Here is a 20,636-nt window from a genome sequence, read left to right as displayed (position 1 = left end):
TGAATGTCGTGGAAGATTATGAAATACAAATAAAGAATAAATTATCCGTGTTACCATCTGAACCTGGATGTTACTTGATGAAAGACAGGAATAACCAAGTCATCTATGTCGGCAAGGCAAAGAACTTAAGAAACCGTGTACGCAGTTATTTTACGGGGAGTCACGATGAGAAGACGACGCGTCTTGTAATGGAAATACGTGATTTTGAATATATTGTGACTAGTACAGAGATTGAGTCATTATTGCTCGAACTGACACTCATTAAAAAGCACTATCCAAGATATAATATCTTACTGAAAGATGATAAGAGTTATCCATTTATCAAGATTACAAATGAAAAGCATCCGAGACTTCTTGTTACAAGAACAGTAAAGAAAAATAGCGGAAAATATTTCGGTCCGTATCCAAATGCGTATGCTGCTCATGAAACGAAGAAGCTGCTGGATAGAATTATTCCGTTTAGAAAATGCACGCACCTGCCTGATAAATTGTGTCTATATTACCATATCGGTCAGTGCCTCGGTCCGTGCGTGTATGATGTTGATCAAGCAGAATATCAGAGATACATACAGATTGTTACTAATTTTTTAAACGGACAGGATACGACCATTGTCGAAGAACTTAAAGAGAAGATGAATGAGAAAGCAGAAAATCTTGAGTTTGAAGAGGCAAAAGAATATCGGGATCTCATACAGCATGTAGAATCATTGATGTTTAAACAGAAGATGATGACCAGTGATATGACGACACGTGATATATTCGGTTTCAATGTAGATAAAGGCTGGATGTGTGTACAAGTATTCTTTATCCGTCAAGGAAACTTAATTGAGCGTAAGGTGCAGATGATTCCGTTGATGGATGACGCGAAGAGTCACTTTTATAATTTTATTGGACAGTTCTACCAATTAGAAGAGAATATATTGCCAGGTGAAGTGCATATACCCCTGGGATTGGATATAGAGATGGTCCGCTCAGTTGTAGACACCAAAGTGATTCAGCCTAAAAAAGGCAAGAAAAAAGAGATGGTCGACCTGGCAGTGAAAAATGCGACAATTGCATTGGCAAATAAATTTGACATAATCGAGCGTGACGAATCTAGAACGATAAAAGCGATAGAAGAGCTTGGGAATGCAATGGGTATTGAAACACCGATTAGAATTGAAGCTTTCGATAACTCAAATATTCAAGGTGTGGATCCCGTTGCGGCGATGATTACTTTTGTTGATGGCAGACCAAGTAAACGTGATTATCGTAAGTATAAGATTAAGACGGTGTCCGGACCAGATGATTATGCAAGTATGCGAGAAGTTGTCCGACGTCGTTACACGAGGGTGCTTAAAGAAAATCTGCCGTTACCAGACTTGATTATCGTCGATGGCGGGAAAGGCCATATGACAAGTGTTCAGGATGTTCTTATCAATGAGCTTAATCTTGATATTCCAGTTGCAGGTCTTAAGAAGAATGATAAACATATGACAAGTGAACTCATCTATGGTGATGATTTTAATATCATTCCACTGAATAAGAAGAGTCAGAGCTTCTATTTACTACAGCGTATTCAAGATGAAGTGCATCGTTTTGCAATCAGTTTTCATCGCAATACTAGACGTAAGACAGGCCTATCTTCACAGCTCGATCAAATAGAAGGTATGGGTCCAAAACGCAAGCAGAAGCTGATGAAACATTTCGGTTCTGTTAAGCGCATCAAAGAAGCTTCGGTTGAAGAAATTAGTGCTGCTGGATTGCCGGAGAAGCTTGCAATTGAAGTAAAGACAAAATTAAATCTTGAATAAATCGTTTTAAATGTTTGTGAAATCATATAATTGAGAATCATTTTCATATCCCAAAACGTATGAATAAATGATACAATAAGAACAACAATTGATTTCACAAACTTTTTTTTAATATTAAATGTAATCGGTTTCTTGATTTCGATACATAAGAGGCGTATTATTGAATTTGTGAAATTACTAATAGTTTATAGGGGGGACCTCACTTGGCAAGTTCAGACAAATCTTTTGCACTACGCAGACTACATTCATTACTTGGTGTAATTCCGCTCGGTGTCTTTTTGATTCAGCATTTAGTCATCAACCATTTTGCAGTAGCAGGGCCGGAAAGTTTCAATAAAGCTTCTGACTTTATGTGGAATTTACCATTTAAGATTGTATTAGAAACTTTGGTAATCTATTTACCGATTCTATTCCATGCAATTTATGGTGTTTTCATTGCTTTTACTGCGAAAAATAATGTACAGCGTTATTCAACATTCCGTAATTGGATGTTTTTATTGCAGCGTGTAACGGGGGTTATTGCATTTATCTTTATCGCGGTACACGTTTGGCAGACGCGTGTTCAGGCAGCACTTGGACATCATGTTAATTATGATATGATGGCGGATTTATTTAGTAATCCGATTACGTTAATCTTATATGTAATTGGAATTGTAAGCGTAATCTTCCACTTTGCTAATGGACTATGGTCGTTTGCAGTGAGCTGGGGTATTACACAATCTCAGAAGTCACAGAACGTTATGGCATACGTGTCATTATTAGTGTTTATCGTCGTTACGTTTATCGGTTTAAGAGCGTTATTCGCATTCGTATAATTTATAGATATTTAGGGGAGTGACATATCAATGGCAAAAAGTAACGTTATCGTTGTCGGTGGGGGACTAGCCGGTCTTATGGCAACAATTAAAGCGGCAGAATCAGGTACACCGGTTGATCTATTCTCACTTGTACCGGTGAAGCGTTCACACTCTGTTTGTGCACAAGGCGGTATTAATGGGGCAGTTAATACAAAAGGTGAAGGTGACTCACCATATATTCACTTTGACGATACAGTTTACGGAGGGGATTTCTTAGCGAATCAACCTCCAGTTAAAGCAATGACAGAAGCGGCACCTGGAATCATTCATTTATTAGACCGTATGGGTGTGATGTTCAACAGAACACCTGAAGGCCTACTTGATTTCCGTCGTTTCGGTGGCACTTTACACCACCGTACTGCATATGCAGGTGCGACAACTGGTCAGCAATTATTATATGCATTAGATGAACAAGTACGTAAATTTGAAGTAGAAGGTTTAGTTACGAAGTATGAAGGATGGGAATTCCTTGGTGCGGTTATTGATGATGAAGGTGCTGCGCGTGGTATCATTGCACAGAACTTAACAACATCTGAAATTAAGTCATTCAAATCTGATGCTGTAATTATGGCGACAGGTGGTCCTGGAATTATCTTCGGTAAATCAACAAACTCTATGATCAACACAGGTTCAGCGGCGTCTGTTGTTTATCAGCAAGGTGCAATCTACGCAAATGGCGAATTCATCCAGATTCATCCAACAGCGATTCCTGGAGACGATAAACTACGTCTGATGAGTGAATCAGCTCGTGGTGAAGGTGGACGTGTATGGACGTATAAAGATGGTAAACCTTGGTACTTCTTAGAAGAAAAATATCCTGACTATGGCAACTTAGTACCTCGTGATATCGCAACGCGTGAAATCTTCGACGTATGTGTCAACCAGAAGCTTGGTATTAACGGAGAAAATATGGTGTACCTTGATCTATCACATAAGGATGCTCATGAACTTGATGTTAAACTTGGTGGTATTATTGAGATTTATGAGAAATTTACAGGGGATGATCCACGCAAAGTGCCAATGAAGATCTTCCCGGCAGTACATTACTCAATGGGTGGATTATGGGTCGACTACGATCAGATGACCAACATTCCTGGATTATTTGCAGCTGGTGAATGTGATTACTCACAGCACGGGGGTAACCGTTTAGGTGCGAACTCATTACTATCTGCAATTTACGGCGGTATGGTTGCCGGACCTAACGCAATTAAATATATTAAAGGTCTAGAAAAATCATATGAAGACGTATCAGAAGAAATTTATACGCAGCATGTTGAAAAAGAACAGAAACGCTTTGATGCATTGCTGAATATGAAAGGAACTGAAAATGCGTATAAACTGCACAAAGAACTTGGAGAAATCATGACGGCCAACGTTACTGTAGTGCGTCATAACGATCGTCTGCTTGAAACAGATAAGAAGATCGTTGAGCTTATGGGACGTTATCATGATATTGATATGGAGGATACAGCATTGTGGAGCAACCAGGCTGTCTTCTTTACGCGCCAGCTTTGGAATATGTTAGTGTTAGCACGTGTCATGACCATTGGTGCATACAATCGTAATGAATCTCGTGGCGCCCATTATAAACCGGAATTCCCTGAGCGTAACGATGAAGAGTGGTTAAAGACAACGATGGCGAAGTACAGGGGTCCGAAAGAGGCACCCGAATTTTCATATGAGCCAGTGGACGTATCTTTAATCCCGCCACGTGTTCGTGACTACTCTAAATCAAGTAAAGGAGGTAAATAATCATGGCAGAAAAATCAATCAAACTGATTATTAAACGTCAAAAAGATGCAAATAGTGCACCTTATGATGAAACTTTCGTGATTCCTTATCGCCCGAATATGAATGTGATTGCTGCATTAATGGAAATTCAGCGTAATCCAATCAATGACAAAGGTGAAAAGACAACGCCGGTAACCTGGGATATGAATTGTCTTGAGGAAGTGTGTGGCGCATGCTCTATGGTGATTAATGGGAAAGCACGTCAATCATGTTCAGCGATTATTGATACGCTGGAGCAGCCAATTCGTTTAGAACCAATGGCTACATTCCCGATTATTCGTGACTTACAGGTTGACCGTACAAAGATGTTCGACAACTTGAAACGTGTAAAAGCTTGGGTACCGATTGACGGCACATACGACTTAGGTGCTGGGCCGCGTATGCCAGAAAAGAAACGTCAAACTGCATATGAATTATCGAAATGTATGACGTGTGGTGTCTGCTTAGAAGTATGTCCTAATGTGAACAAAAATTCTAAGTTTATGGGTGCTCAGCCAATTTCTCAGGTGCGTTTGTTTAACTTACATCCAACAGGAAGTATGAACAAGGATGAGAGACTCCATGCACTGATGGGAGAAGGTGGTCTTGCTGAATGTGGAAACTCACAAAACTGTGTGACAGCATGCCCTAAAGGTATTCCTTTAACAACATCTATCGCGGCAATGAACCGTGAAACAACATTCCAGATGTTCAAATCATTCTTTGGTTCTGACCACCAAGTTCAATAATTTGTAAGATGATAGCTTTCAGAAATTTAAATTTCTGAAAGCTATTTTTTTAAAATAATATATTTGAATTATATATTTACTGAAACTTAGGGTAATTATTTGTTATGATAAGAGTATATATGTAAAAGGAGACGCCTATGAACCAGGATATTATTGCTTTAGAATATGAACTTAGGAGACTTGCAGATATCATCAAGAATGAAGGTCGGCAAGAATTGATAGCGTATAACATCTCTGATGTCCAGTTTATAGCTGTTCAGTGGATTAAAGAGACGGACGCGATGACGATTGGCGCATTGTCTAAACATCTGAATCTCGCTATATCTTCTACATCAGAACTAGTGGATCAGCTTGTTCAGAAAGAGTTTGCTGTGCGCAGAAAGGATGATGAGGATAAACGTAAAGTGAATATTCATCTAACGGAGCGTGGACAGCAGCTTATTGATGATGTCATTATTAAACGCCAGCGTTATCTGCAGTCACTCGTTAAAGCGTCCGAATACAGTGTTAAAGATTACTACAAGCATACCCATGCTTTATATAAAGGAACAGAAGAAGGTGAACGTATTGAATCAAGCGATAGGAGTAATTGATTCAGGCGTTGGTGGATTAACTGTAGCGAAAGAAATTATGCGACAGCTTCCAAATGAAACAATCTACTATCTTGGCGATGAGGCGCGTTGTCCTTATGGTCCGCGTACACAAGAGGAAGTAAGACGATTCACAATACAGCTGGCAGAATTCCTTATTAATAAACATATAAAGATGCTTGTCATTGCTTGTAACACTGCAACTGCCGCCGCGCTTGAGTCTCTGCGTGCGACATTTGACATACCGATTATCGGTGTAATCGAACCCGGAGCCAGAACAGCGATTATGACGACTGAAAATAATCACGTGCTTGTGCTGGGAACAGAAGGAACAATACGCTCGCATGCATATAAAGAGAAGATACATATGATCAATCCTCATATTGAAGTTGCTGGGAAAAGTTGTCCGGAATTCGTACCATTAGTAGAAAGCAGAAGATATAAGGATGAAGCAGAAAGTATGCGAATCATCTCTCAGGCTTTGCAGGAATTCAAGACGCATAAAAGTGATACTGTAATTCTCGGTTGCACACATTATCCGTTATTACAGGAATATATCAATCGATTTTTCGATGATCAGAAGAAAGTGATTTCATCAGGACTAGAAACGGCACGTGAGGTGAGTGCGCTTCTTACGTTTAGAAATGATCATGTGACACAGCCTGCTGCTACGGCACACCGTTTCTTTGTTAATGGTGATGCAGAACATTTTACTGAGATTGCAAGAGAATGGTTAAAAGACCCAGATATACATGTCGAATCAATTCAACTGGAGGATATATGAAAGAAATCGTAATCGCTACTGGAAACAAAGGAAAGATCAATGACTTTAAGCATATTTTTAAATCACATAAAGTGATTGGAATTAAAGAATTAATAAAAGATTTTGATGTTGAAGAGACCGGAACGACATTTGAAGAGAATGCAGCATTAAAGTCAGAACATGCCTGTCAATTACTGAACAAGATCGTGATAAGTGATGACTCTGGATTAGAAGTAGAGGCACTGAATAATGCACCGGGAATATATTCAGCACGTTATTCTGGAGAAGATGCTACTGATGAATCAAATCTGGATCTTGTTCTGCAGCAGATGGAAGGTCAGAACAATCGAAAGGCACGTTTTGTATGCGTGATTGCAGTGAGTATCCCTGGAGAAAAGACGAAAACTTTCAGAGGTGAAGTTGAAGGTGAATTACTGACTGAACGTCGTGGAAATAAGGGCTTTGGATATGATCCAATCTTCTATGTTCCAGAACTCGGGAAAACAACAGCTGAGCTTACAGATGAAGAAAAAGCAAGAATCTCACATCGTGGTAAAGCAATTGAACAATTACTTGATTCACAAATTATATAAGGGGTGTTCTTATGAAGTGGGTAATCGTAAGTGATAATCATCGTATGAAAGGCATTTTGACGGATATTGTATCTGTTCATGACGATGCAGATATATTTATCCATCTCGGTGATTCTGAATTTGATTATAGTGACCCTGAATTAAAGCCGTATATCAGAGTCGCAGGCAACTGTGATTATGGTCATCAATTCCAATCTTCTACACGAATACAGATGCATCATATAAATGCCTTTGTAACACACGGGCATTTATATGATGTTGGTAGAAGTCTTGTGAAACTTGCAGAAGCAGCAGCTGAAGCAAATTGTAACCTTGCTTTCTATGGACATACTCACGTCAAGCATATTGAAACAGTGCAAGGTGTCGTATGTATCAACCCTGGATCGATTGCTCAGTCAAGAAGTGAGGACGTGGAGACCTATGCAGTATTAACGGTTGAAGAAGAGAATCAGATGATAACGTATTATAATCAGAATCATGAAATTACAGATAAAGAAATCATTTTATTGTAGAACAGTAAGGCAGAGTACTTGGATAGGACTCTGCTTTATAATGTATTTATCTTTTTATTGTGTAATTAGAAATTATTGATGTGATTATTAGTCAATTTATTTTCCGATTGTTGTTGACTTTACCTCTTAAAGTTGATTATAATTAATCTTGTGTTAAATATTGTCCTGGTAGCTCAGCTGGATAGAGCAACGGCCTTCTAAGCCGTCGGTCGGGGGTTCGAATCCCTCCCAGGACGCTAATGAGATGAGAACTTAAATGTTCTCTCAAAATCAAAAAGAACGCTATAGAAAATTTCTTTATTTTCTATAGCGTTCTTTTTATAATTTTATAGCATTGAGGACTTCTCCAATATAATCTTCAAAGATTAATGCATCGCTGCGTACTGTTCGTAGCGATGTTTTGTTGATTACTGCAAGTGTTTCACCATTAAAGAAATCTACAAAGGTTGATGCAGGATATACGACTAGCGATGTCCCGGCGATAATCATCATATCAGCATTCTGTATGGCAGTGATTGCTTCTGTAATTACCGATGAATTAAGTGCTTCTCCATACATCACGATATCAGGTCGTACGATATGATCATCGTGTGGACATCTGGGTATACCGTCTTTATCCATTGAAAGTTCTTCTAATTGAAATACTTTCTTGCAGTGTGTGCAATAATTTGTCTGAACGTTGCCGTGCAATTCTAGTACTTTACTGTTGCCGGCTGATTGGTGTAGTCCATCGATATTTTGTGTTACGACGGTCACATCTTTGCCTTGTTGTTCGAGTTTCGTGATAAAACGATGAGCAATATTCGGCTGTGCATGTGGATACACGAGTTTATCAAAGTGAAACTTGAAATATTGTTTTGGATATTTGTTAAAGAAATCAATAGAAATAATTTCTTCTGGTGAATGTTCAATGCTAGTTTCCTGCATGAAGATTCCATCAGCGCTTCTAAAGTCAGGGATACCGCTTTCAGTTGATACTCCTGCACCTCCGAAAAATACTATTTTTTCGCTCTTTTTTATTGCTTTTTCAAGCATACTAATTTTCTCCATTGTCAATTACTCCTTGTTATCCGTCGTTCTTCTATTTTAACATGTTCGAATACGGATATTAAAATATTGTTTTACCTCCTTTGCACAATAAATGAATTTAGATTATAATCATCACTTGTACAGAAAATATCGATTGAAAGCATTGTCTGATTTCGATAAAATCAAAGTAACCTATAAATCTGTTGTGAGGAGAAATACTATGAATAAATTGGATGAGCAAATAATCGTCGTTGATCGTGAAACGATATTTAGTCATGAGAAGAATCATTTCAATGGTTTTATCTCGATGGAAGATCAACGTGCGCTTGAAATATATGAGACACTAACGAAGTATGAAGTGAAACGCCGCGGAGATATGGAAGAAGATGAACGATATAAACAGTTGATTTCATATTGTATCCTGGAAAATGAAAACGATGAAATTTTAGTGTATGAACGTCTTGCTGGTGGGGGCGAAGGGAGACTCCACGGTCTATCTTCTATCGGAATCGGCGGCCATATGAATCGTATCGATAACGCACAAATTGAAGATGTTCTACTTGAGAACGCAGGTCGTGAACTGGAGGAAGAAGTAGGTGTTCGTGATGTTTCAGCAAATGTATTGCAGCTCATTGGATTTATTAATGATGATGACACAGAAGTTGGCCGTGTGCATATCGGGCTTGTGTTCAAATTGAAAGTTGCTTCTTCTGATGTATTTGTAAATGAAACAGATACCCTTAAAATTGACTGGAAGAAAGAACATACACTGATGCAGAACGCAGAATATGAATCATGGTCCAGGTTAATTATCGAGTCTATTTATAACGTAGGTCATTAATATGTCAGATATCATAATCTTCCCGAAACTAAAGGAAAATTTAAGCCGTCAAATTCGTCATGCAATGAAAAGTAGTCGCTATGAAGATGCATACGATGTGTTTATGACATTCGAAAGGCACTTTGAACTGAGTGCTGATGAGCAGTTGTTAAAGCTTGAATGTCTCTATCAGCTTGAAAGCTTCCTTGAGCTTAAAGAAGAATCAAGTATTCTTCTGAACCAAGGGCATCAGGCGTATAACGAGATTATTCCTTATTTTTTGGAAAGTTTAATGTATTATAAGCAATATCAGACAGTTGTAGAATTAATAGAGAGGCTCCGTCAAGAAAATGTCGATCAGAAATTATTGATAACGCTTATGCCATTGTATGATGAAGCAGCCCAAGCTTTAGAAATGAAAAGACGTGTGAGCAGAAATTTTATCGTGACGTTCCAAAGTTCTGATAGTAATGCACAATGTGAATTAATCTTAAAGTTGATTGATGAAGGCGACTTCGCCTATCAGATGTCGTTTATACATATATTAGAATCGAATACATTACATCCAAAAGTCATTTCATTTATTCTGCAGTATTTGCTGATGGCGCAGTGCGATAAGCATGTGACGATAACGAAATTTAACCTCACCATGCAAATAGAGGTATCAAAACTACCGCGTCTTGAAACATCAGAATTTCAAGAAGTAATCGATGGAGTTTATTCTTATCTGCAGCGTGAAATGCCATCAGCTGCAGATCATGCAGTGTTATTAATGAAGCAGCACCATCTTTTACTATACCCACTGGAATTCGAATATTTTGATAAACAGCAGCTGGATTTAATTATACAGACGTATGCGCATTATTTTCTGCAGTTGTTTACAGACAATAAGACGGATGATTTGGGTAATCAACATACAATTGATATAATGAACAAAATAAATCAACTTGAAAAGTATAACCGATAAAAAATAATAGTTGTAGATTGTTGAAGCTATCATGTATTATGTTATAATGAGAGAGTTGAAAAAATTAGAAATTCGTGGAGGAATATCACATGTCAGTAAAATGGGAAAAACAAGAAGGTAACGAAGGTGTATTAACAGTAACAGTTCCAGCTGAAGAAGTTAATGCAGGATTAGATAAAGCATTTAAGAAAGTTGTTAAACAAGTAAACGTACCAGGTTTCCGTAAAGGGAAAATGCCACGTCCAATGTTCGAACAACGTTTCGGTGCAGAAGCATTATACCAGGATGCATTAGATTTCATCTTACCAGATGCATATGCTGCAGCTGTTGAAGAAGCTGGAATCAACCCGGTTGATCGCCCAGAAATCGATATCGAGCAAATGGAAAAGGGTAAAGAATTAATCTTTACTGCTAAAGTTACAGTTGAACCTGAAGTAGAACTTGGAGATTACAAAGGTCTTGAAGTGGAAAAAGAAGATACAGAAGTAACTGAAGAAGATTTAAATAAAGCAATCGAAGCTGATTTAGCACGTAAAGCTGAATTAGTCGTTAAAGAAGATGGCGAAGTTGCTGAAGGCGACGTTGTTAACTTAGACTTTGATGGTTATGTTAATGATGAAGCATTTGAAGGTGGAAAAGCTGAAGGATACGATCTTGAAATCGGATCAGGTCAATTCATCCCTGGGTTTGAAGAACAATTAGCAGGAACTAAAGTTGGTGACGAAAAAGATGTTACAGTAACGTTCCCTGAAGAATACCACGCTGAAGAATTAGCTGGTAAAGAAGCAGTATTTAAAGTGAAAATCAACGAAGTAAAATCTAAAGAAGTACCTGAATTAGATGATGAAATGGCGAAAGAACTAGATGAGTCAGTTGATTCAGTAGATGCTTACAAAGAGAAATACAAAAAAGATCTTCAAGAACAAAAAACATTACAAGCAGAAAACAACATGAAAGAGAGTTTAATTGCTCAAGCTGTTGAAAATGCTAAAGTTGATATTCCTGAAGCGATGATCAATACAGAATTAGACCGTATGATGCAGGAGTTTGAACAACGTATTGCGCAACAAGGTTTAAACTTAGAACTTTACTATCAATTCTCAGGTCAAACTGAAGAGCAACTTAAAGAAAGCATGAAAGCTGATGCTGAAGCACGTGTTAAAACTAACTTAACATTAGCAGCAATTGCTAAGGCTGAAAACATCGAAATATCTGATGCAGATGTAGATGCTGAACTTTCTAAGATGAGCGAACAGTTCGGATTATCAGTAGATGACATTAAAGCTGCTCTTGGTAACGGTGAAGTTTTAAAAGACGACTTACGTATCCAAAAAGCAATCGATGTTCTTGTTAAAGAATCAAAAGAGAAATAAATTGTAAAGTGATACATTACCGTTAAAAGACACGGCGACTCCTGCTTTTAAGGAATTTCGTCCGTGTTTTTTAATTTTAGTTTAATCATTTGCAATCATTGTAAATGTTTAGTATATTCTTTTAAGAATAGGGGTGTTAAGAGTGTATAATAATGAAGAAGAAAACTTAAAATGTTCTTTCTGCGGAAAAGATCAAGATCAGGTTAAGAAATTAGTCGCAGGAAGTGGCGTATATATATGTAATGAATGTATTGAATTATGCTCAGAGATTGTAGCTGAAGAGCTAAAGACTGTTGAACACGAAGAGATTACTGAAATTCCAAAACCACACGAAATGATGGCGTTACTGGATGCTTATGTTATTGGACAAGACAAAGCGAAAAAAGCCCTGGCAGTGGCGGTTTATAATCATTACAAACGTATATTTAATCCATTGAATGATGAAGATGGTGTGGAAATACAAAAGAGTAATATCGCATTAATCGGACCAACAGGTAGCGGAAAGACTTTACTTGCTCAAACGCTAGCACGTTCTCTTAATGTACCATTTGCAATTGCAGATGCAACCAGTCTTACAGAAGCAGGTTATGTAGGTGAAGATGTAGAGAACATCTTACTGCGCTTAATTCAGGCAGCTGACTTTGATGTTGAACGCGCAGAAAAAGGTATTATCTATGTCGATGAGATCGATAAGATTGCCCGTAAATCTGAAAATACATCCATCACACGTGATGTCAGTGGTGAAGGGGTACAACAAGCATTGCTGAAAATTTTAGAAGGTACTGTTGCAAGTGTACCGCCACAAGGTGGAAGAAAGCATCCAAATCAGGAGTTCATACAAATTGATACAACGAATATTCTGTTTATTTTAGGTGGCGCATTTGATGGTATCGACGAAGTGATTAAGCGTCGCTTAGGGGAAAAAGTAATTGGTTTTACTGGTATTAAAGAACAAGGTATTGACGAGGCGACGCTGTTATCACAGATAAAACCTGAAGACTTACAAAGCTATGGTCTTATTCCGGAGTTCATTGGTCGTATACCAGTTGTTGCGAATCTAGAGCAGTTAGATGTTGATGCACTGAAGAATATATTGACTCAGCCTAAAAATGCATTAGTCAAACAATATAAGAAGATGCTTGAAATTGATGGGGTTTCCCTGGAGTTTACAGATGAAGCATTAACTGCAATCAGCGAACTTGCAATCGAGCGTAAGACTGGTGCACGTGGTTTAAGATCGATTATCGAAGAAAGTATGCTTGAAGTTATGTTCAGTATTCCGTCAAGAACAGATGTCAAAAAAGTAGTTATTACTAAAGAGACAATAGAAGATGGCGCGTCTCCAGAACTTTATAATACTGAAGATGAACTTATAAATATCGAAGTTACGTCAGCATAAACAATGAAGAGAATGTAAACAGTACATTCTCTTTTTTGTATGATTTCATGTATAATAGATGAGATGAAAGAAGAGGAGACGACAATGAATATAAATCCAAATAATGTAGAAATAATTATTAGTGCGGTGAAACCTGACCAATATCCTGATACAGGATTGAAAGAGGTTGCATTAGCGGGACGCTCAAATGTTGGGAAGTCATCGTTTATCAATACGATGATCGGTCGAAAGAGTATGGCGAGAATTTCTTCAAAGCCTGGTAAGACTCAGACGTTAAACTTCTTTAATATTGATGAACAACTTGTTTTTGTAGATGTACCAGGGTATGGTTATGCCAAAGTTTCTAAAACGGAAAGAGAACGCTGGGGCAAGATGATCGAGACGTATATTACTACTCGTGATAATCTTGCATGTGTGATACAGCTTGTGGATATACGTCATAATCCTACTGAAGATGATCGTTTGATGTATGACTTTTTGAAGCATTATGATATACCGACAATCGTCATTGCGACTAAAGAAGATAAAATACCTAAAGGTAAAATTCAAAAACACCTAAAGGTAATCAAACAGGATCTCGATATGGATCCATCAGATACGTTAATCAGCTATACAGCTTTAAGTAAAGATAAAAATCCGATGATTTTTAATGCAATCGAGAAATATCTATAAATGTGAATTTTTTATGAAATCGGGCAGAATTAAAGCATAAAGGGAACGAAATGTTATAATAGTAACAATGGCAAAAATGGGGGCGTTAATATGCATATTGTTGTTGTGAGTGTTAATCACAAGACAGCAGATGTCAGCTTGAGGGAGAAGCTGGCATTTAGTGAATCATCAATTCAGCAGGCATTATCTGCTTTGATTAATCAAAAATCAATACTAGAAGGTGTCATTCTTTCTACATGTAACCGCACAGAAATCTATGCTGTTACTGACCAGGTTCATACAGGTAGATACTACGTAAAATCATTTATGTCTGAATGGTTTGATGTTGATATCGAAACGATTAAGTCTGTGACGGATGTAAAGGTTGGCAATGAAGCAATCCATCACCTTTTCAAAGTGATCACAGGACTGGATTCAATTGTACTTGGTGAAACACAGATTCTTGGACAAATTCGAGATAGTTTTCTGCTTGCACAAAGTGAAGGTACGACCGGAACTGTTTTTAATAAGTTATTTAAAGATGCAATTACGCTTGCAAAGCGTGCACATGCTGAGACAGATATTTCTTCAAAAGCAGTATCGGTAAGTTATGCAGCTGTGGAATTAAGTAAGAAAATATTAGGTAAGCTTGAAAATAAGAAAATATTGATTGTTGGTGCGGGTGAAATGGCTGAGCTGGCACTACAAAACTTAGTCGGCTCGGGAGCAACAGATATTACGGTCATCAACCGTACAGCTGAGAAAGCGAAATCACTTGCAGATCAGTATGGCGGTCGTCAAGTATCGTTGCAAGAACTTCAATGTGCGCTTATTGAAAGTGATATCGTCATCTCTTCAACGAGTTCACAGGAATTTATTATCACGAAACCGATGATGCAGGATATTATGAAGTTACGTAAGAATAAGTCGCTCGTCTTAATTGATATCGCAGTACCACGTGATATTGATCCTAAAGTAAATGATATCGATCTTATCTTTAATTATGATGTAGATGACCTAAAGGGTCTAGTCGATGCCAATCTAGCAGAACGTGAACGTGCAGCGCAAGTAATCTATACGATGATTGATAAACAAGTGATGTCTTTTGTAGACTGGATCAATATGCTGGGTGTCGTACCTGTTATTACTGCTTTACGTGAGAAAGCATTAAGAATTCAGGAAACAACGATGGAGAGTATCGACCGTAAGATGCCTGACCTTTCTGAGCGCGATCGTAAGGTAATCTCAAAGCATATGAAGAGTATAATTAACCAGATTCTTAAAGATCCAATTTCACAGGCAAAAGAAGTGAGTGGTTCTGAGAACAGAGCAGCGGAACTGCAGTTCTTCCAGGAGATTTTCAATATTACGAATGAAGTTGAAAGTATAAAGAACAATGAACCGGAAGTTCGTCGTTCAAAAAACAGTTTTGTCTTTAATCCCGAGCAATAGGTGATGGAATGAGTGAATTACTATTAATGCGTATGCACGAAGCAATACTTATCATCTATATGATAAGTATTGCTTGTTATTTCCTTGATTTCGTCCAGAAATCAAATCGGATTAAACAAATAGGCTACATACTTTTATGGCTAGTATTCGTCCTGCAAACAGGCTCAATTTTATTGTTTAGAGTCGTCGTAGGGCGGATGCCTTTTGAAACTTTAACAGAAGGTTTTTATTTTTACACGTGGCTGATTATATTACTTTCTATCATACTTTCACGTTTCATCAAAACGGAATTTTTTGTGTTTATGATGAACTTAATTGGTTTTATCTTTATGATGATCCATACGTTTCATCCAGCTGAATTCTATCAAGATACGACGGTCTCACATATGATGAATGAACTCTTATGGATACATGTCACGCTTGCAATTATCAGCTATGTAATGTTTTTAGTTTCATCTTTACATGCAGTACTATATATTGTGCAGATGAACTATTTAAAGAAGAAGAAGTTTAATCAGAAATTCTTTAGAATTAGTGATCTTTCAAGCCTAAGCCAACTGGCGTTTTTGTTTGCAATTATTGGTTCGGTCCTTTTGCTGATTTCTTTAATATTAGGCATCTACTGGGGGTTATCCTTTGAAGGTAATGCCATATGGTATGATTCGAAAGTGATCGGCTCTCTTATATTACTGACTGGATACTTTATCTATATTTATCTCCATCAGCAAACACTCCTGCAGATGCGCTTGCTGATGGACATCAATGTTATGCTTTTTTTGATGTTGCTAATCAATTATATGGTCGCTTCAAGATTTTCTGGTTTTCATCAGCTATTCTATTAGGAGGCAGTTATGAGAAAAATTATTGTGGGTTCAAGAAGAAGTAAACTAGCACTGACACAAAGTCAGCAATTTATTGATCAGTTAAAGCGCAAGCATCCGAATCTTGAAATAGAGATTAAGGAGATTGTGACTAAAGGAGATCAGATTGTGAATGTTCAGCTCTCTAAAGTTGGAGGTAAAGGTTTGTTCGTTAAAGAAATTGAACAGGCACTTTATGATGGTACAATCGATTTTGCGATTCATTCACTGAAAGATGTTCCAAGTGTGTTACCTGAAGGGTTAACACTAGGCTGTATTCCAGTACGAGAAGATGCGCGTGATGCATATATTGCAAAGAACCATATTCCGTTACATGAATTAAAGCCGGGAAGTATTGTAGGGACATCTTCTTTAAGACGTGGTGCCCAATTGTTAGATCAATATCCACATCTAGAAATTAAATGGATAAGAGGCAATATTGATACACGCCTTGCAAAACTTCGTGATGAAGACTATGATGCAATTATTTTAGCTGCAGCAGGACTTAACCGAATGGGATGGGATAAGTCGATTGTTACTGAATATCTAAATCCTGAACTGATGTTACCTGCGATTGGCCAAGGTGCATTAGGTATTGAATGCAGAAGTGATGATGCAGAAGTTTTAGCATTATTAAAATCAGTGCATGATGAAGAGACTGAAATCTGCACAGAAGCTGAAAGAACATTCTTGAGATTGATGGATGGTAGTTGCCAAGTACCAATTGCAGGTCATGCAACGATGGTTGGCGAGTCAATTGAATTTACAGGTCTTATCATGAGTCCAGACGGGAAAGAAAAATACAAAGTTACACATAGTGGCAGTAATCCGGTAGAAATCGGTACCCAGGTGGCAAAAGCGATGGAACAAAACGGAGCAAAAGCAATTATTGAAACTTTGAATCAAGACGTATAAAAAGGATTGATTAAAATGAAGCCGGTTGTATTGAACACAGGAAGTCGTAATGAAACATATAAAGGATTGACAGTACTGCATAAACCATTGATTAAAATTTGTGCGCTGCCTTTAGATGAAACGATCCGTGCACAATATGACTGGCTTATTTTTACGAGTAAAAATGCGGTTACTTTATTCTTTGAAATGTATCCATATATAAAATATAAACAAGTTGCAGCGATAGGGACGAAAACAGAAGAGGCTCTTTCCAATCTGAATATTAAGGTAGATTATGTTCCGAGTCGCTTTCAGCAGGAATATTTCTTAGAAGATATGGACACGCGCTTTCAAGATAAAACAGTTTGTCTACCCATTTCAAAAAAAGCAAGGCCCTTGATGTTTGAAACTTTGAAAAATATCGCTACTGTCGATAAAATAGAATTATATGAACCACAGCCGCATCTTGATAATGTCATGTGTGTTCATCAGATGATTCGTAGCAGAACTATCGACTGGATATTGTTTTTAAGTCCATCATCTGTTCATGCATATTTTCAGCACTTTTCTTTATCGGAAGATATACGTGTTATGGCGATTGGACAAGTTACGAGTGAAGCGTTACAAAAGTACAATGTGTCCCACGTAATTAGTGAGCAAGAAACATTGTACGCTATGTATGAAACAATTAAAAAATTAAATTAAAGGCAGGTATAAATAATGAATTTTGATCGTCACAGAAGATTAAGAAGCTCAGTCAATATGCGTAATATGGTTAGAGAAACAGCGTTACATAAACGTGACCTTATTTATCCGATATTTGTAATAGAAAAAGATGATGTAAAGAAAGAAATCTCGTCTATGCCAGGTATCTATCAACTGAGCCTTAATATTATGGATGAAGAAGTGCACGAAGCATACAAGCTCGGAATCCGCGCTGTTATTCTGTTTGGTATTCCTAACCGTAAGGATGCATGCGGAACAGGTGCTTATGATGATGAAGGAATCATTCAAAAAGCAACCCGTAAGGTAAAATCTCTATATCCAGATATGCTTGTACTTGCTGATACATGTCTATGTGAATACACAGATCATGGTCATTGTGGTGTATTAGATGAACATACACATGATGTCATCAATGATGAAACGCTACCATTACTCGTTCAAACTGCAGTTTCTCAAGCAAAAGCGGGTGCCGATATTATTGCACCAAGCAACATGATGGATGGCTTTGTTACAGAAATACGTAAAGGATTAGATGAGGCAGGTTTTGTTAATGTCCCAATTATGAGTTATGGTATTAAGTACGCTTCAGCATTCTATGGACCTTTCCGTGATGCAGCAGAAAGTGCACCGAGTCATGGTGACCGTAAGAGCTATCAAATGGATCCGGCGAATCGTCTTGAAGCAATGCTTGAACTTGAAAGTGATTTAAAAGAAGGCTGCGATATGATGATCGTTAAGCCCGCACTATCTTATTTAGATATTATTCGTGATGTGCGTAACAACTCAAATGTACCGATTGTAGCATATAATGTTAGTGGTGAATATTCAATGACAAAAGCAGCTAGTATGAATGGCTGGGTTGATGAAGAGCGTATCGTAATGGAACAGATGCTTTCTATGAAGCGTGCAGGTGCAGATATGATTATAACGTACTTTGCAAAAGACATTTGTAAATACTTAGACGAAGGAGAATACTAATGGATTATTCAAAATCAAAGCAAGCATTTAATGAAGCAGTCAATTTGATGCCAGGTGGTGTAAATAGTCCGGTTCGCGCATTCAAAAGTGTAGACATGGATCCTATATTTATGGAGCGTGGGAAAGGTTCTAAAATATATGATATTGATGGCAATGAATACATCGATTACGTTCTAAGCTGGGGGCCGTTAATTTTAGGTCATGCAAACGACACTGTAACGGGCGCGTTAAATAAAGCTGTACTAAATGGTACAAGCTTTGGTGCGCCTACAGAACTTGAGAACAAAATGGCAGAACTTGTAATTGAACGTGTACCTTCAATTGAAATGGTTCGTATGGTTTCAAGTGGTACTGAGGCAACACTAGCAGCACTTCGCTTAGCAAGAGGATTTACAGGTAAGAATAAAATTTTAAAATTCATCGGATGTTACCACGGGCATAGTGACTCATTATTAATAAAAGCAGGGAGTGGTGTGGCTACGTTAGGATTACCAGATTCTCCTGGAGTTCCTAAAGGTACTGCAGAGAACACGATTACGGTTCACTATAATGATTTAGATGCTGTTAAGCTTGCATTTGAACAATTTGGTGATGATATCGCTGGTGTCATTGTAGAACCTGTGGCTGGCAATATGGGAGTAGTACCTCCAGTTGAAGGGTTTTTAGAAGGTTTACGTGAGATTACATCTGAATACGGTGCATTATTAATATTTGATGAAGTAATGACAGGTTTCCGTGTAGGTTATAACTGTGCTCAAGGTTACTTCGGCGTTACTCCGGATTTAACGTGTTTAGGTAAAGTTATCGGTGGTGGATTACCAGTAGGTGCATTTGGTGGGCGCAAAGACATTATGGAACATATTGCGCCAAGTGGTGCGGTATATCAGGCAGGAACATTAAGTGGAAATCCGCTTGCGATGACTGGTGGTTACTATACATTAAGTCAACTAACACCTGAAAGTTATGAATACTTTAACCATTTAGGGGATATGTTAGAAGCAGGCTTAACGGATGTATTTGCAAAACATAACGTACCGATCACGATTAATCGTGCTGGTAGTATGATAGGATTTTTCTTAAATGAAGAAAAAGTGACAAATTTTGAAATTGCTTCTAAGTCTGACTTAAAACTATTTGCAGCTATGTACAAAGAGATGGCCAATAATGGTGTGTTCCTACCTCCTTCACAATTCGAAGGGATGTTCCTGTCGACTGAACATACTGAAGAAGATATTCAGAGAACAATCAATGCTTTTGATAAATCTTTAACTGTCATTTTATAAAATAAAAATTAAAATAATGTTTCGAGTTGTGATTAATAGGATATAGATTGATATGTAGTTGAAATAAGCTGCATAATCTAATCTGGAGGTCGTTATTATGACAAACAACAAAAACAGCAACAGCAACGACAAAGAAAATGAAGTCATCTATGATTCATCTAAGAATAGACATGAAAATGTAACCCATCAAGCAGATGGAGATACATACAAAAACGGTCAAAAAGTTCGTGAAGGTGAACATCACGATAAAGTGGTTGGAGACCGAGATAATGTAGACCATGCGAAGAAAAGTAATCCGTTGAAATGGATTTTACCTTTATTACTTCTTCTGATTTTAATACCTTTATTATTTAAGTTCTGTAATGATAATAAAGATGCTGAAGAAGATGTAAAGACAGAAGAAAAAGCAACAACTGAAGCTCCTACAACAGAAAAAGCTACAGAAGAAAAAACGTCTGATGCACAAGTAAAATCATTTGATTTAGCATCAATCGTCAACTTTGATTTAGTAGCTTAAAAATGTTGCTTAAAGTCTAAGACATATGTCTTAGACTTTTTTTGAGCATGTTAGTATAAT

General features: G+C 37.6%; 21 protein-coding genes and 1 tRNA gene. 21 read left to right on the top strand and 1 reads right to left on the bottom strand.

The window, feature by feature from the left end:
• Positions 1-8: 8 nt before the first annotated feature.
• The 9 genes from uvrC (at position 9) to KYI10_07145 (ending at position 7,863) form a co-directional block, all read left to right on the top strand.
• Positions 9-1,793: an excinuclease ABC subunit UvrC gene (gene uvrC, locus KYI10_07185; protein ID QYA32174.1), complete on the top strand. Its 1,785-nt coding sequence runs from the start codon at positions 9-11 to the stop codon at positions 1,791-1,793.
• Between the two features lie 203 nt (positions 1,794-1,996).
• Positions 1,997-2,608, top strand: coding sequence for a succinate dehydrogenase cytochrome b558 subunit (locus KYI10_07180; GenBank protein QYA32173.1), 612 nt, complete (start codon positions 1,997-1,999; stop codon positions 2,606-2,608).
• Between the two features lie 30 nt (positions 2,609-2,638).
• Entirely contained in the window at positions 2,639-4,402 is a 1,764-nt protein-coding gene (sdhA, locus tag KYI10_07175; protein ID QYA32172.1) for a succinate dehydrogenase flavoprotein subunit, read from the top strand.
• Between the two features lie 2 nt (positions 4,403-4,404).
• Positions 4,405-5,169, top strand: a complete 765-nt coding sequence (sdhB, locus tag KYI10_07170) for a succinate dehydrogenase iron-sulfur subunit (GenBank protein QYA32171.1) — start codon at positions 4,405-4,407, stop codon at positions 5,167-5,169.
• 137 nt (positions 5,170-5,306) lie between these two features.
• Complete coding sequence (locus tag KYI10_07165) at positions 5,307-5,762, top strand: MarR family transcriptional regulator (GenBank protein ID QYA32170.1); 456 nt, start codon at positions 5,307-5,309, stop codon at positions 5,760-5,762.
• On the top strand, positions 5,737-6,543 hold the full coding sequence (racE, locus tag KYI10_07160; GenBank protein ID QYA32169.2) for a glutamate racemase: 807 nt from the start codon (positions 5,737-5,739) through the stop codon (positions 6,541-6,543). Before KYI10_07165 ends, racE begins: the two co-directional genes overlap by 26 nt.
• Positions 6,540-7,115, top strand: a complete 576-nt coding sequence (locus KYI10_07155; protein QYA32168.1) for an XTP/dITP diphosphatase — start codon at positions 6,540-6,542, stop codon at positions 7,113-7,115. The genes racE and KYI10_07155 overlap by 4 nt, the downstream gene beginning before the upstream one ends.
• An 11-nt stretch (positions 7,116-7,126) precedes the next feature.
• Complete coding sequence (locus KYI10_07150) at positions 7,127-7,627, top strand: YfcE family phosphodiesterase (protein QYA32167.1); 501 nt, start codon at positions 7,127-7,129, stop codon at positions 7,625-7,627.
• 162 nt (positions 7,628-7,789) lie between these two features.
• A tRNA-Arg gene (locus KYI10_07145) sits at positions 7,790-7,863 on the top strand.
• Positions 7,864-7,945: 82 nt separating this feature from the next.
• Here the strand turns inward: KYI10_07145 and KYI10_07140 are convergent.
• The gene (locus tag KYI10_07140) at positions 7,946-8,677 is read right to left on the bottom strand and encodes an NAD-dependent protein deacylase (GenBank protein QYA32166.1); all 732 of its coding nucleotides are present in this window, start codon (positions 8,675-8,677) and stop codon (positions 7,946-7,948) included.
• A gap of 199 nt (positions 8,678-8,876) precedes the next feature.
• Here KYI10_07140 and KYI10_07135 point away from each other — a divergent pair, with 199 nt between their 5' ends.
• The 12 genes from KYI10_07135 to KYI10_07080 all read left to right on the top strand — a co-directional run bounded on the left by KYI10_07135 (position 8,877) and on the right by KYI10_07080 (position 20,576).
• Positions 8,877-9,497: an NUDIX domain-containing protein gene (locus KYI10_07135; GenBank protein QYA32165.1), complete on the top strand. Its 621-nt coding sequence runs from the start codon at positions 8,877-8,879 to the stop codon at positions 9,495-9,497.
• A 1-nt stretch (position 9,498) separates the two neighbouring features.
• Complete coding sequence (locus KYI10_07130) at positions 9,499-10,443, top strand: hypothetical protein (GenBank protein ID QYA32164.1); 945 nt, start codon at positions 9,499-9,501, stop codon at positions 10,441-10,443.
• Between the two features lie 89 nt (positions 10,444-10,532).
• On the top strand, positions 10,533-11,816 hold the full coding sequence (gene tig, locus KYI10_07125) for a trigger factor (protein QYA32163.1): 1,284 nt from the start codon (positions 10,533-10,535) through the stop codon (positions 11,814-11,816).
• Between the two features lie 133 nt (positions 11,817-11,949).
• A complete protein-coding gene (gene clpX / locus KYI10_07120) occupies positions 11,950-13,215 on the top strand; it encodes an ATP-dependent Clp protease ATP-binding subunit ClpX (protein ID QYA32162.1) in 1,266 nt (421 codons plus the stop codon).
• Positions 13,216-13,299: 84 nt separating this feature from the next.
• Positions 13,300-13,887: a ribosome biogenesis GTP-binding protein YihA/YsxC gene (gene yihA / locus KYI10_07115; GenBank protein QYA33930.1), complete on the top strand. Its 588-nt coding sequence runs from the start codon at positions 13,300-13,302 to the stop codon at positions 13,885-13,887.
• Between the two features lie 90 nt (positions 13,888-13,977).
• The gene (hemA, locus tag KYI10_07110) at positions 13,978-15,318 is read left to right on the top strand and encodes a glutamyl-tRNA reductase (protein QYA32161.1); all 1,341 of its coding nucleotides are present in this window, start codon (positions 13,978-13,980) and stop codon (positions 15,316-15,318) included.
• A gap of 8 nt (positions 15,319-15,326) precedes the next feature.
• Complete coding sequence (gene ccsA, locus KYI10_07105) at positions 15,327-16,160, top strand: cytochrome c biogenesis protein CcsA (GenBank protein ID QYA32160.1); 834 nt, start codon at positions 15,327-15,329, stop codon at positions 16,158-16,160.
• Positions 16,161-16,169: 9 nt separating this feature from the next.
• The gene (gene hemC, locus KYI10_07100) at positions 16,170-17,093 is read left to right on the top strand and encodes a hydroxymethylbilane synthase (protein ID QYA32159.1); all 924 of its coding nucleotides are present in this window, start codon (positions 16,170-16,172) and stop codon (positions 17,091-17,093) included.
• A gap of 15 nt (positions 17,094-17,108) precedes the next feature.
• Positions 17,109-17,777, top strand: a complete 669-nt coding sequence (locus tag KYI10_07095) for a uroporphyrinogen-III synthase (GenBank protein QYA32158.2) — start codon at positions 17,109-17,111, stop codon at positions 17,775-17,777.
• A 15-nt stretch (positions 17,778-17,792) separates the two neighbouring features.
• Complete coding sequence (gene hemB, locus KYI10_07090; protein ID QYA32157.1) at positions 17,793-18,776, top strand: porphobilinogen synthase; 984 nt, start codon at positions 17,793-17,795, stop codon at positions 18,774-18,776.
• Complete coding sequence (gene hemL / locus KYI10_07085; GenBank protein ID QYA32156.1) at positions 18,776-20,059, top strand: glutamate-1-semialdehyde 2,1-aminomutase; 1,284 nt, start codon at positions 18,776-18,778, stop codon at positions 20,057-20,059. The genes hemB and hemL overlap by 1 nt, the downstream gene beginning before the upstream one ends.
• Positions 20,060-20,156: 97 nt before the next feature.
• Positions 20,157-20,576: a hypothetical protein gene (locus KYI10_07080; GenBank protein ID QYA32155.1), complete on the top strand. Its 420-nt coding sequence runs from the start codon at positions 20,157-20,159 to the stop codon at positions 20,574-20,576.
• Positions 20,577-20,636 lie beyond the last annotated feature (60 nt).

The sequence above is a fragment of the Macrococcus sp. 19Msa1099 genome (genome assembly GCA_019357535.2).
GTDB classification, from domain to species: Bacteria; Bacillota; Bacilli; order Staphylococcales; family Staphylococcaceae; genus Macrococcoides; species Macrococcoides psychrotolerans.
Note: the sequence above shows the minus strand (reverse complement) of the source record. Positions and strands in the feature narration are given on the sequence as shown.